The sequence below is a fragment of the Polaromonas sp. genome (assembly GCF_049790275.1).
Taxonomy (GTDB): Bacteria; Pseudomonadota; Gammaproteobacteria; order Burkholderiales; family Burkholderiaceae_C; genus Polaromonas.
Window position 1 is genome coordinate 199,664 of sequence record NZ_JBAQYR010000117.1, and the last position, 13,239, is coordinate 212,902.

The 13,239-nt window shown below is 64.6% G+C and carries 12 protein-coding genes; 9 read left to right on the forward strand and 3 right to left on the reverse strand.

Translation table 11 applies throughout. The annotated features are described in order from the left end of the window. Nucleotides 1–28: 28 nt before the first annotated feature. Nucleotides 29–829 (reverse strand): GntR family transcriptional regulator, encoded by an 801-nt coding sequence (locus tag WA904_RS16290; protein WP_425198171.1) that lies wholly within the window; start codon nt 827–829, stop codon nt 29–31. Between the two features lie 78 nt (nt 830–907). Here WA904_RS16290 and WA904_RS16295 point away from each other — a divergent pair, with 78 nt between their 5' ends. From WA904_RS16295 to WA904_RS16335, 9 genes are all read left to right on the forward strand, one after another. Beyond that, nucleotides 908–1,780 (forward strand): isocitrate lyase/PEP mutase family protein, encoded by an 873-nt coding sequence (locus tag WA904_RS16295; protein WP_425198172.1) that lies wholly within the window; start codon nt 908–910, stop codon nt 1,778–1,780. Nucleotides 1,781–1,785: 5 nt separating this feature from the next. After that, a complete protein-coding gene (gene leuC, locus WA904_RS16300) occupies nt 1,786–3,210 on the forward strand; it encodes a 3-isopropylmalate dehydratase large subunit (RefSeq protein WP_425198173.1) in 1,425 nt (474 codons plus the stop codon). Nucleotides 3,211–3,214: 4 nt separating this feature from the next. After that, complete coding sequence (leuD, locus tag WA904_RS16305; RefSeq protein WP_425198174.1) at nt 3,215–3,841, forward strand: 3-isopropylmalate dehydratase small subunit; 627 nt, start codon at nt 3,215–3,217, stop codon at nt 3,839–3,841. Nucleotides 3,842–3,872: 31 nt separating this feature from the next. Continuing rightward, nucleotides 3,873–4,862, forward strand: coding sequence for a Bug family tripartite tricarboxylate transporter substrate binding protein (locus WA904_RS16310; RefSeq protein WP_425198175.1), 990 nt, complete (start codon nt 3,873–3,875; stop codon nt 4,860–4,862). A 60-nt stretch (nt 4,863–4,922) separates the two neighbouring features. Beyond that, a complete protein-coding gene (locus tag WA904_RS16315) occupies nt 4,923–6,089 on the forward strand; it encodes a 2-methylaconitate cis-trans isomerase PrpF family protein (RefSeq protein WP_425198176.1) in 1,167 nt (388 codons plus the stop codon). Nucleotides 6,090–6,124: 35 nt separating this feature from the next. Next, nucleotides 6,125–7,117, forward strand: coding sequence for a Bug family tripartite tricarboxylate transporter substrate binding protein (locus WA904_RS16320; protein ID WP_425198177.1), 993 nt, complete (start codon nt 6,125–6,127; stop codon nt 7,115–7,117). Between the two features lie 74 nt (nt 7,118–7,191). After that, on the forward strand, nt 7,192–8,628 hold the full coding sequence (locus tag WA904_RS16325) for an MmgE/PrpD family protein (RefSeq protein WP_425198178.1): 1,437 nt from the start codon (nt 7,192–7,194) through the stop codon (nt 8,626–8,628). Between the two features lie 17 nt (nt 8,629–8,645). Then, nucleotides 8,646–9,806, forward strand: coding sequence for an alpha/beta fold hydrolase (locus tag WA904_RS16330; protein ID WP_425198179.1), 1,161 nt, complete (start codon nt 8,646–8,648; stop codon nt 9,804–9,806). Between the two features lie 43 nt (nt 9,807–9,849). Next, entirely contained in the window at nt 9,850–10,845 is a 996-nt protein-coding gene (locus tag WA904_RS16335) for a Bug family tripartite tricarboxylate transporter substrate binding protein (protein WP_425198180.1), read from the forward strand. Nucleotides 10,846–10,968: 123 nt separating this feature from the next. Here WA904_RS16335 and WA904_RS16340 read toward each other — a convergent pair whose 3' ends face one another. Continuing rightward, on the reverse strand, nt 10,969–11,844 hold the full coding sequence (locus WA904_RS16340; protein WP_425198181.1) for an alpha/beta fold hydrolase: 876 nt from the start codon (nt 11,842–11,844) through the stop codon (nt 10,969–10,971). 111 nt (nt 11,845–11,955) lie between these two features. Further along, a complete protein-coding gene (locus WA904_RS16345; RefSeq protein ID WP_425198182.1) occupies nt 11,956–13,239 on the reverse strand; it encodes a lytic murein transglycosylase in 1,284 nt (427 codons plus the stop codon).

Sequence of the window (13,239 nt, forward strand, 5' to 3'; positions counted from 1 at the left end):
GCCGCACCGAAACGCCTGCTGCAAACGGCTATTGATCGTGCACGATTTGCCCCGCGCTCAGCGTATTGACCGTAGCGCCTGGAATTTCCATAAGAATGCGGCTGCGCTCTGCCGGCATGTAGGCTGTGAGGTGCAGGACCGGACGCTCTTTCAGGTCATGCATCAGCCGTACGAGTCGCAACATCGGACCGCCGACCTCGGTGCGTAGCAGACCGGCACGCACGGGATCGGCCACGATGGCACTGATTTCCTGCACCACGCGACCGAACAGGATGCCCTGGGTCATCAAAATCTCGTAGAGCGCCTTTTTCTTGAGTGCCGCTGTGGTCACGCGTTTGCCGATGTCCAGTGGCACCCAGGCGTCCGTCAGCATGGCCGGCGTCCCGCCGATGTGGCTGCGCAGGCGCAGTGCGTGTACAGCCTTGGCGCCCTGCGCCATCTGCAGCAGGAATGCGACCTCGGATGGCGGCTCGGACTGCGCGACTTCGAGCACGGTCACCTCGGTTTCCTGTGCTGTCTTGCGCAGGCTATCGAGCACGGTCAAGGTGGGCACCCGGCGTGGTAGCGGCAGGTTGGCCGATACGAATGTGCCGCGGCCGTGGCGCCGTTCCACCATTCCCTGCGCCGCCAAGTCCGCGAGCGCACGCCGCACCGTGATGCGCGAGACGCCGAAGCGCTCGCACAGCGCTTCTTCCTTGGGCAGTGCCCCACCCGAAAACAGCCCCTGCGTGATCTGATCGCGCAGCACGAGGAACAACTGACGGTGCAACGAGGTGCCCTTGGCGGGTTGGAAGGGCGTGTGCGCGGGCGGCATGGCGGTGTTTTTCATGGGTACAAGCATACCTCGTTGACTTGTTGTTATGTTGTGATAGTATTAGTACAACTCAAGACACTGGACCAAGAGACGATGAACACTTTCCCCTCGCTGCGACAGCAGCTCTCCGCCCCGGGCATGGTCATCGCCCCCGGCGCCTATGACGGCATAGGCGCGCGACTGATCGAGCAGGCCGGTTTCAGCGCCGCCTACATGACCGGTGCCGGCACCTCGGCAGCGCGCGGCTTTCCGGATTTCGGCCTGCTCACGATGAGCGAGATGGTGGAGAACGCAGCCGTCATGGCGCGCTCGGTCGGCATTCCGCTGATCGCCGACGCGGATACCGGCTATGGCAATGAGCTCAACGTGACGCGGACCGTGCGCGAATTCGAAGCACGTGGTGTTGCGGCTATCCACATTGAAGACCAGGTCGCGCCCAAACGCTGCGGTCACCTCGACGGCAAGTTGGTGGTCTCGCGCGAGGAGTTCGTCTCCAAGATTCGCGCCGCGGTGGAAGGGCGCCGCACCAAAGAGTTCGTGATCATTGCGCGCACCGACGCGCGCGGCATGATGAGCCTGGACGAAGCTATCTGGCGCGCCAACGCCGCCCTGGAGGCCGGTGCCGACATGGCTTTCGTCGAAGCCCCCCAAACGCGCGAGGAGGCCGCGGCAGTACCGAAACGTGTGCATGGGCCTTGCCTCCTGAACGTGGTGCCAGGCGGTCGGACGCCGGTCTTCGATATGCGCGAAGCCGAAGCGATGGGCTACAAGCTGGCGATACTGCCCGGCCTGATGCTCAAGGCCGCGATCGAGGCCGGCGATGCCGCGCTGGCCGAACTTAAGGCCACCTCAATTGCACCCGTCGCAAACCGCAGCGTGGCCGAAACCTTCCGCCGCTTCGGCGCGGACGAATGGGATGCGCTGCGCACCCGTTTCAATGCCGGTGCCACCATGGGAGCCAAGTAAGCGCCATGGCTGCCAGAACTCTTTTCGACAAGCTGTGGGATGCGCACGTCGTGCGCGACCTGGGAGACGGCTGGGCACTGCTGTACATTGACCGGCATCTGCTGCACGACCTGTCCGGCCCGCCCGCATTGGCCGAGGTCGTAGCGCGCGGCCTGCCGCTTCACAACCCCGAATTGGTGTTCGCCACGCCCGATCATGCTGTATCGAGCCGGCCTGGGCGCATCGCAACGACTTTTGCGCTCGGCGGCAAGCTGCACGGGGCGCTCAAGAGCCTCAGCGCCAAAATGGGTGTGCGGATGTTCGACCTCGGCCAGCCGGGCCAGGGCATTGTGCATGTAATGGGGCCGGAACTCGGCATCGTGCTGCCAGGCCTGACCGTCATCTGCGGCGACAGCCACACCTGCACCAACGGGGGATTGGGCGCATTGGCTTTTGGCGTTGGCTCCTCGGAGAGCACCCATGCCCTGGCCACTCAGACTCTGCGCCAGCAAAAGCCAAAGCGCATGCGCATCCGCTGCGAGGGTGAGTTGGGCACGGGCGTGACAGCAAAAGATTTGGCGCTGCACATCATCGGGCAACTGGGCAGCGCTGCGGGCGTGGGCTACGCCATTGAATTCGCGGGCAACGCAATCAGCAACATGGAGGTTGAAGGCCGCCTCACGTTGTGCAACCTCTCAGTGGAACTAGGCGCGCGTTATGGCCTGGTTGCGCCCGATCAACGCACGTTTGACTACGTGCGGAATCGGCCTCATGCACCTCAAGGTAAAGATTTCGACGCGGCACTTTCCCAGTGGCGCATGCTGGTGACGGATTCCGCAGCCACGTTCGAACATGAAGAAATCTTTGATGTCGCCGATGTTGTGCCCACCATCACCTGGGGCACCAGCCCCGAACAAGTCATCCGCATCGACGCGATGATTCCAGATCCGGCCACCACCGCCGACGCGGGAGAGCGTGAGGCGCAAATCGCCGCGCTGGCCTATATGGGCCTGGCCGCCGCCACACCGATCGCCGGTACGCCGATTGACTGGGTGTTTATCGGGTCGTGCGCCAACTCGCGCTTGTCCGACTTGCGTGCCGCAGCGGCCATTGTCAAAGGCGGCAAGGTCAAACCTGGCGTCACCGCCTGGGTGGTTCCCGGCTCGGAAATCGTCAAACGCACCGCTGAAGCCGAGGGGCTGAGAACCCTGTTCGAGGCGGCCGGCTTTGAATGGCGTGAGCCCGGCTGCAGCATGTGCGTGGCTGCCAACGGCGAGCAGGTGCCACCCGGAGCACGCTGCATATCCACCTCGAACCGCAACTTCGTCGGCCGTCAGGGTCCTGGCGCGCGCACTCACCTGGCCAGCCCGGCGATGGCGGCAGTTGCCGCACTGACGGGTGTGATCACCGACGTCCGCACATTCAACCAAACTCACTTAAGGGCGGTCTGACACCATGCAAGCTTTCACGACTTTGCGCGGGGCGGCAGCACCGTTGCTGCGCGCAAACATTGACACCGACATCATTATCCGTATCGAGCGCCTCACCACCCTGACGAAAGATCAGTTCGGCGCCTACGCCTTCGAGGCTCTGCGCTTCCGGTCCGACGGCAGCGAGGATCCTGATTGCGTGTTCAACCAGCCCCTTTTCCGGAACGCTCCAATCCTGCTGGCCGGCGACAACTTCGGCTGCGGCTCGTCGCGCGAAGGTGCCGTTACCGCGCTGCAAAGCCTGGGCCTGCGCTGCGTGATCGCGCCGAGTTTTGGTGATATTTTCTTCAGCAATTGCTTTCAGAACGGCGTTCTTCCAATCCGCTTGTCCGCGCCCGAGGTCGATGCGCTGGCGGCGGCTTGCGCCCACGGCGAGCCGCTGAGCGTTGACCTGGAGCGCCAGGCGATTCGCACCGCCGCCGGTGCCGAGACCGTTTTCAGCGTCGATCCGTTGCGCCGCGAGGGCCTGCTCCATGGCCTGGACGACATCGACCTGACGCTGAAGGACGATGCGCTTATCAACGCCTGGCAGCAGGCCGACCGTCAATGCCGGCCTTGGGCCTGGCCGGTCGGCACACCCACTGTCGTCTGAACGCCATCTCGCCACGCTCACTGGAGACAAAATGACCCGAAAATATGAATCAAATATGCCTTTCGCGCGTGTCCTGCATGCGGTAATGGCTATTATTTTTATAGCGTCTTCAGCGCAGGCGCAATCCGCTCCCTGGAAGCCCGACCGCGCCGTCACGCTGGTGGTGCCGTACGCGGCCGGCGGCGGCACCGACGCCACGGCGCGCGCTGTGTCCAGGCAGTTGGGCGTGCTGTGGGATCAGCCTGTGGTGGTCGAGAACCTGCCTGGCGCCGACGGCCTGATCGGCACGCGGCGTGTGATGGACGCCAAACCCGACGGCTATACCTTGCTGCTGCAGGTGCCGGGAATTGTCTTGACCAAATACACGCCAGGGCTCAAGGGCATCGACCCACTGGCGCGGCTGGAGCCGGTAACCGCCGTGTCGCAATCGCCTGCCGCCATCGTCGCCAGCGCCAAACTGCCGGTCAAAACGCTGGCGGAGTTTGTTGCCTACTGCAAGACGTCGGTGCAACCGTGTTCGCTGGCCACTGGCGAGAGCCTGGCGCGCATCCTGGGCCGGCAGCTGGCGGCAGAAACCGGCATTCCCAACCTCATCGTCGTCAACTACCGCGGCACTGGCCCCATCGTGACCGACCTGATAGCCAACAACGTCAACCTGTCGTTTACCGGCATCACCGCCGCGTTGCCGCACTACCGGGCCGGCACACTGAAGATTTTGGCCACTCAGGGCAAGACGCGCGCTGCCGCGCTGCCCGACGTGCCGACCACGGCGGAAGCGGGTTTTCCACAGTTCCAGTCAGTCACATGGTTCGGCCTGTTCGCGCCCAAAGGAACGCCCGTCGCTGTGACACAGGGCATTGTCGCTGCGCTGCGCGACGCGGTGAAAGACGCCAACGTGCAAAAGACGATTGCCGCCGCCGGCGCGGAGCCAGTGGTCAATTCACCGGCCGAGTTCGCTGCTCAGGTGCGCGCCGAAAGCGAGCGTCTGGGCGCGCTGGTCAAGCTGTATCCGCTTGAATGAATCACAAGCGTCATCGCCACACGCATCACGCGCCCTGAACGCATTGAAATCGGAACGCACATGACCGTCCAATCCCAGCCCGAACAAATCGCAGTGCGCTGCGTGCTGATGCGCGGCGGCACCAGCAAGGCTCTCTTCTTCCACGAAGCCGACGTGCCTCCGGCTGGGCCGGCGCGTGATCGTATGCTAAAGCGCGCCATGGGCACGCCCGACGTGATGCAGATCGACGGCATGGGCGGCTCGCGAGCGGTCACTTCCAAGGTCGCGATCATCCAGCGCTCGGCGCGCCAGGATGCTGATGTTGACTACACCTTCGCGCAGGTCGATATCGACCACGACCGGGTCAGCTACGACGGTAACTGCGGAAATATTTCGTCAGCGGTCGCGCCGTTTTCCATCGATGAGGGTCTGGTGGACGCGCTCGAGCCGGTCACCACGGTGCGCATCTACAACACCAACACCGACAAGCTTCTGGTGTCGAGGGTTCAGGTACAGGGTGGCAAAGCGCGTGTCCTGGGCGACTGCGCAATTGCCGGTGTCCCCGGTACCGGCGCCGAAATTCTGATGGACTATTCCGGCACCGTCGGCGCCAAGACCGGCAAGCTGCTGTCGACGGGCAATGTGGTCGATACCGTCACGCTCGAAGACGGTCGCCGCATAGAGGTGACGGTCTGCGACACCGCCAACCCGTGCGTCTTCATCGCCGCTGCGTCGCTGGATCTTTCAGGCAGTGAACTGCCGCAAACCATCGCGGCCGACGCCGGGCTGATCGAGACGATCAGCGAAATCCAGTCCAAAGTCGGTCAGCAGGTCGGCCTGTACAAGGACTGGCGAGACGTGCACTTGCCCGGCCTGCCGCTGGCCGTGCTGGTGGCGCCGCCGGCGGATTTCATCGATATGAACGGCACGACGCAAAACGCCGCAGGCATGGACTTGTGCGCTCGCCTCGTCTTTATCGGCCAGTGCCACGAAAGCATGGCCGGCACCGGTTCGATGTGTACCGCCGCCGCATCGCGCGTGCCGGGCACGCTGGTAAACCGGGCGGTGGGCGCCCGCGCCGCGACCGGAACATTGCGTATCGGCCACCCGCTCGGCGTGATGGAAGTCAAGGTCGTCGCGCAGACGGCCTCTGACCCGGCGCAAACGACCTTCTCGGTGCTAGGCCTGACGAGGACCGCACGGCGACTGATGGCCGGCGTCGTTTATGTGCCGAACGATGACGTCTGATATTCCCACCCCTTTTTAAACCAGGAGACATAGAAATGACTTATCCATTGAAACGTCGCATTGTGCTTGGCGCATGCGCAATTGCCATCGCCCTCACTGCTGTCGGTGCTGCCGCTCAAACGGCCAGCAGCCTGTTCACCAAACCGGTGCGCATCGTGGTCGGCTATCCGGCCGGTCAGACGGTGGATATCATCGCTCGCAGCTACGCCGCGGCACTGACCAAGGAACTCGGTCAGCCGGTCTATGTCGATAACCGCGCCGGCGCGAACGGCATCCTGGGCGCGCAGGAGGCAAAGAAGGGAGCGCCGGACGGCACCACGCTGCTGCTCGGAACGCTGGGCCAGATGGCCGTCAACCCGGCACTCTACAAAAAATTGCCCTACAACACCCTGAAGGACTTTGTGCCGGTGTCGCTGGTCAGCGTCGGAGCCTTGTATCTGGTGGCCAATCCGGCGTTTCCGCCCAACAATGTCACCGAGCTGCTGGCCTATGTGAAGTCGCAGCCCCATCCGGTCAATTACGCTTCGGGCGGCAACGGCATCACCGCACACTTGGCGATGGAATTGTTCCAGTCGCAGGCCGGCGTCAAGCTCAACCACATCCCGTATAAAGGCTCACCGGTGGCGCTCAACGATGTGATGGCCGGACAGGTGCCCATCATGTTCGACGCCGGAGCGTCGGCGCTGCCGCATGTCAAGTCGGGCAAGCTGAAGGCGCTTGGCGTGACCAGCCTCAAACGCAATCCGGAGGCGCCTTCCGTCGCCACGCTGGACGAACAGGGCGTCAAGGGTTTCAACGTGCTTTCCTGGGTCGGCTTTCTGGCACCGGCCGGCACCCCGCCGAACGTCGTTGCCGCACTCAACGCTGCCATCGGGCGCGCCTCCGCCAATCCTGCGCTCCAGGCATCCATGCGGGCCTCGGGCTCGGAGCTGGTGCAGCAGTCACCCGGGTATTTCGGCTATTTTTTGCAGACCGAGGTGAAGAAATGGGGCAAGGCGGTGGCCGATAGCGGTGCCCAGATCGACTGAACCGCAACGGCGCGGCGGGTTTTTTTCACCAAGACCCGATTCAGCAATATCCGCCAACCTCCAACTGGAGTGACATGAAAACAACGACACTGAAAGCAGGCCAGTCGACCGACCCAACTGGCCCGACCGGTCAGCTCTGCGACTGGCTCGCCGGCTTCGACCTCGGCGACGCGCCCGCCTCGGCGAGCGAGCGCGCCAAGGTGTTGACGCTCGACGGCATTGCCTGCGCCATCGTCGGCGCCCAGCTTCCGTGGTCGCGCACGGCGGCGAAGATCGTGCAGAAGTTCGAGGGGCGCGGCGACTGCACCATCGTGGGCTGGGGCGCGAAAACCAGTGCGCCGGGCGCTGCGCTGCTCAACGGCACCTTCATCCAGGGCTTCGAGCTCGACGATTACCACCCGCTCGGGCCGCTGCACAGCGCATCTGTTGTACTGCCCGCGCTGTGGGCTGCATCCGAAGGCGATGCGAGAGTCAGCGGCCGCGAGTTCCTGCAAGCCGCGCTGGTCGGCTACGAGGTCGGCCCGCGCGTCGGCATGGCGCTGCATGGCGCGCAGATGCTGTCGCGTGGCTGGCATTCGGGCGCGGTGTTCGGCACGCATGCCGCTGCTGCAGCGGTCGGCAAGCTGATGAGGCTCGACACGGCTCGCTTCGAGGATGCGCTCGGCCTGGCGGGAACGCAGTCGGCCGGGCTCATGGCTGCGCAATACGAAGCGATGTGCAAGCGCATGCACCACGGCTTTTCGGCGCGCAACGGCCTCTATGCGGCGGTGTTGGCCGAGGGCGGCTACACCGGTATCAAGCGCGTGTTCGAGCGCGAGTACGGCGGCTTTCTGTCGACTTTCGGCGAAGGCCACGATCCCGATGCGTCGCAGATCACCAGTGGCCTGGGCCAGCGCTGGGAGGTCGAGCGTATCGTCATCAAGCCCTACGCGGCGATGGGTGGTATCCATTCGCCGCTCGATGCGCTGTTCGACATTGGCCGCCAGCGCGCGCTGAACGCCGATGACATCGCGCGCATCGAATGCGACGTGTCGCACGCGGTTTTCCACCACGGCTGGTGGGTGCCCGAGCGGCCGCTGACGCCAATCGGCGCGCAGATGAACATCGGTTATGCGCTGGCGGTGGCGGCCATCGACGGTGCGGCGATGGTGGCGCAGTTTTCCCCGGCACGCATCGACGCCGACGATATCTGGGCGTTGCTGGCAAAGGTCGAGGTGCGGCACGACCCGGCTTTCGACTTGGGCGGGCCGGTGAAACGGGGCCAGACACGGGTGGCGGTGACCTTTACCGACGGCCAGCGCATCGTGGTCGAGCGCGAGTCTTCGCGCGCCATCGAATCGCCGCAAAGCAGCGACGAAGTCGCCGCCAAGTACCGAACCCTGACCGATGGCCTGATCGATGCGCCGCGTCAACAAGCCATCGAGCAGATGGTGCGTTCGCTTGAAGAGGTTGAAGACGTTCGTGAACTGCTGGTACTGCTGGCGCCGCCAGCCGGCGCGGCTTTCGAATAACTTTCCAAGGAGATTCCATGATCACCCATCCCATCGCCGGTCGCTTGCGCGCCCTTGCCGCGGTGCTCGCACTTGCGGCGGCAGTCGGCGGCTGCGCGTCAGTCGGCGCGCCAGCCGTCGCCACAGGCTACTTTTTTGTGGGCGGCCACTACGCTGGAGAAGGCGCGCAAAGACGGCTCCAGGGCCAGATGTACGTGCAATCCTTCGAGCCGGCACACAGGCGGCACCCCTATCCGATCGTGATGATCCATGGCACCGCTCAGACTGGCAACAACTTCACCGGCACGCCCGACGGCCGCACGGGATGGGCGCAGGAGTTTGCCGCGCGCGGGTATGCGGTCTATGTTGTTGACCAGGTTGGCAGAGCGCGCTCGGGTGCATCGACGGCGCTGTACGGCGAGTACGTGGAACTGCCGCTTGACCTGGTCCAGTTCCTGGCGCGCTCGCCGGACACGGCCTTTCCGACGGCACGCCTCAACACGCAATGGCCCGACTCAGCCCAACCAGGCCAGCCCATTTTCGACCAGTTTGCCGCACAACAGGTGCCCAACATCCGCGATGCGACGAAGAACGAGGAGTTGAATCTCGCGGCCAATCTGGCGCTGCTCGAGCGCATTGGTCCGGCCATCGTGCTCACGCACTCGCAGTCGGGTGCGCTCGGCTGGAAGCTGGCCGATATGCGGCCGGCGCAGGTCAAGGCCCTGGTCGCGATCGAGCCCAATGGGCCGAGCTTCCGCGATCTTGTCTATCCGTACCGCGCTTCGCCACCGCCACAGGGAGCGCCTTGGTACAGATACGTCGAGACGCTGTCGCGCCCATGGGGAATCACGCGGCTCGCCCTGACCTTCTCTCCCGCGCGAGAAGAACCACCGCAGGCCCAGCTGCAGGCGCAGCCTGACGCGCCGGAGCTGGTGCGCTGCTGGCTGCAAGCGGGCACGCCGCGCACCCTGCCGCAATTGGCCCTTGTGCCCATCGGCCTGTTCACGGCCGAGGCTTCGTTCCGAACGGCATCGGACCATTGCACGGCACGCTTTCTCGAGCAGGCCGGCGTGCACGTCGATCACATCCGCCTGGCGCAGGAAGGCGTGCACGGCAACGGCCACATGGTGATGCTCGAGCGAAACAGCACCGAGGTGGGCGCCGTGATCGCGCGCTGGCTGCAACGGCGAAGCCTTTAAGGCAGGACCGCTCTTCACAATTCAATAAACAGGAGACCACAACATGACGACCAAATTCGATCCGCGGCGCCGTGCCGCCACCTTCGGCCTTCTGGGCTTTGCGGCCACCTGCGCCCTGCCTGCCCGCGCGCAAGACACTTGGCTCAGCGGCAAGCCGATCCGCCTCGTCCTGCCCTTTTCTGCGGGCGGCGCCGGCGACATCACCGCGCGCCAGATCGCGCAGGCGATGTCGCTGCAGCTCAAGCAGCCCGTGATCGTTGACAACAAGCCCGGCGCGGGCGGTATCATCGGTTCCGACTTTGTCGCCAAGAGCCCGGCCGATGGCTACACGCTGCTGATCGCGGGCAACGGCTTCATCGCCAGCGCCTTGCTGCGCCCGAAGATGCCCTACGCCGAGACCGACCTGGTGCCGGTGGCCAGCACCAACAACCCGCCGTCGGTCATCGTCATCAACCCGTCGAGCCCGATCAAGAACTTGAAGGACCTGCAGGTCTACGCCAAGACTCGCCCAGGCGGCATCACCTTCGGCACGGCCGGGGCCGGCAGCACCGGCCACTTCGTGGCCGAAATGCTTAAGTCAGCGCTCGGCGTGCCCGTCACCGCGGTGCATTACAAAAGCGGCTCGGAAACCGTGACCGCCATCATCGGTGGCCAGATCGACCTGGCCTCGGAAGCTCCCGTAGCCGTGCAGGGCTACTTGCGCTCCGGCAGGCTGCGCGGGCTGGCGATCACCAACGACAAGCGGCTGGCCTCGCTGCCCGATGTGGCGACGACCGCCGAGCAGGGCTTTACAACCATCCGCATGCAGCACTGGGGCGGCATCTTCGCGCCGCGTGGTACGCCGCCAGCGGTGCTGGACCGCATTGCCGAGGCCTGGAACGCCGGCTTCCTGGCCGATGCCAAGCTGCGCAGCGAATTCGAGGCCAACGGTTCTTACCAGACGGGAAGCGGCACGCGCACCGAGTTCGAGGAGTTCCTGCGCAGCGAGAAGCAGCGGCTGGGCAAGATCGTGGCGGATTCGAAGATGACTTTGGAATGAGGCGGGCCGGGCAGCCGACTGTCGTGATCTCAAACGCGACAAGCAGATCGACACCTGGGCGAAGGTGGTGAAGGACAATGGGATCAAGGCGGATTGAATGCCGGGTGCGTTGGTTGAGCGGCGTCACTCACCATCCCTTTCCTTCGCCTGCCTTTGGGTACGCCGGATAAAGTCGAGCATGAGAGCTACGGCTGTGGCCGCATGCGTCTCAAGCAGCAGGTGGCCAGCGTCGAGAACATGGGCTTCCATCCTCGGCAGCGCGCGCATCCAGGACAAGACCTCGGCCAGATCGAAGTAGATATCGTGCCGTCCCCAGACCATCAGAGCAGGGGGCTGCCAGCGCTCGAGGTACTTGGCGATGGCGTCGAAGCGGCTGGCGTAGTTCTTGTAGTCTGCGATCAGCGCCCGCTGCGTCTCCATATGGCCCGGCAGATTCATCACCCGCCAATCTTCCTGCCAGTGTTCGGCAGGAATCCGTTCGGCCACGTCCGATGGGACGCCGGAGATGTAGGTGTCGCGTGTGCCTGCAAGGGTCAGATGCGCGGTGACCGCCGCCGCGTTTTTCGCGTTCGGTTGCGCCCAGTAGTCCAGCTGCGCAGCCCATCCCGGTCCCCACCCCGTTCGATGGGCGTTACCGTTCTGGATGATGAGGCCCAGGACCTTCTCGGGCGCCTGCATCGCAACATGCAGCCCTACCGGCGTTCCCCAATCATGCAGGTAAATGAATCGCGGCCCGATGTCGAGCCGGTCCAGGAGTTCGGAGATCGCCTGACCGATGGCGGCAAACGACACCACTGGCAGCACGTCGGACTCACCGTGGCCAGGCAGATCGGGCGCGATGACATAAGCGGATTGCGCCAGGGCGGGCACGACCTCCCGGAACATTTGCGCCGAGTTCGGGGTCCCGTGCAGCAGCAGCACGGCGGGCTTGGACGCCTCCCCTGTGGTGATGAACGACAGCTCGGTGCCGCGGGACAGACGAAGTCTTTTCATTTTCATGATTCATCTCCATCCAGACTGTGTAAATATTTTAGGGTTTGCTCTCGCAATCAATGAGGGGCAGGTCTTTCATTCGAGAAACCTTGACTCGTGAATCGGGCACCCACCGCCTCATTGCATGCGCTGCAGCAACTCCAAAGTCGGGTAACCATCCGCCGGCAAACCCACGCTGCGCTGGTAGAGACGTATGCCGCGCCGCGTGGCCGGTCCCATCGTGCCGTCGGGCGTGCCGCTGTCGAAGCCGCGTGAATTCAGCGCCGTCTGCAGCGCCAGCAACTGGCTGCGCGACAGGGGCTGCAGATCACGCGGCCAGGCTGCTTGCACTGCGGGGCCTCCGGCCAGTCCTTGTGCCAGGAGGCCGATGGCGAGCGCATAGCTGGTCGAGTTGTTGTAGCGCAGCACGGTGCGGAAGTTGGGGCCGACCAGGAAGGCCGGCCCTCGCGCGCCGGCCGGCAGCAAAATGGCGCTGTCGGCCAGGGCGGGCAGTGGCGCTCCGTCCATGGATTTCACGCCCAGGTCTGTCCAGGCCGAAGCAGGCCGTCGCACCTCGGCATCGGCGAGCGCGTAATCGAATCCTGGCGGCAAGCGCACCTCCAGCCCCCAGGGCTGGCCGGCCTGCCAGCCGGCTTTGGCCAGGAAGTTGGCGGTGGAAGCCATCACATCGGGCAGGCTGCCCCAGATGTCGCGCCGGCCGTCGCCGTCGGCATCGACTGCATAGGCCAGAAAATTTGTGGGCAGGAACTGGGTCTGGCCCATCGCGCCGGCCCATGAACCCACCAGTTGCGCGCGTTCAACATCCCGGTTCTGCAGGATCTTCAAGGCGGCGAGCAGTTGGGTGCGTGCCCAGGCCTCGCGCCTGCCCTCGAAAGCCAGCGTCGCCAGGGCGTCGATGGTCGGGATGTCGCCGGTGTTGCTGCCGTAGTTGCTCTCCATGCCCCAGATCGCCGCAAGAGTCTCTGCCGGAACACCGTAGCGCGCGGCGGCGGCATCGACCGCAGGCCGTGCCTGCAACAGCATGTCCTGGCCGCGAACGATGCGCTGCGCCGACACTGCGCTGTCGAGGTAGTCCCAGACGGCGCGGGTGAACTCGGGCTGTGCGCTGTCCAGCTCGACGACGCGCGGGATGAAGCGGATGTTGTCGAAGGCGCTCTGGAGCGTTGCTTCGCTGATGCCGGCTGCGCGTGCGCTGTTGCTGAAGTCGGAGATCCAGCGGGCAAAACGCTGGTCGCGTTCGGCATCACCGGACAAGGCCGGCGCCGGGCTGCTGTTTGGCGGCGGCGTCTGCGCGCTCGCCGAGAGCGTGGCGGCGCCTGCCGCCAGCGCAAAAATCGTCAGCAGTGTTGGTGCAAGTCTGGAGACGGCGGAAACAGAAAAACGGGGATATGTTGTTTGCAT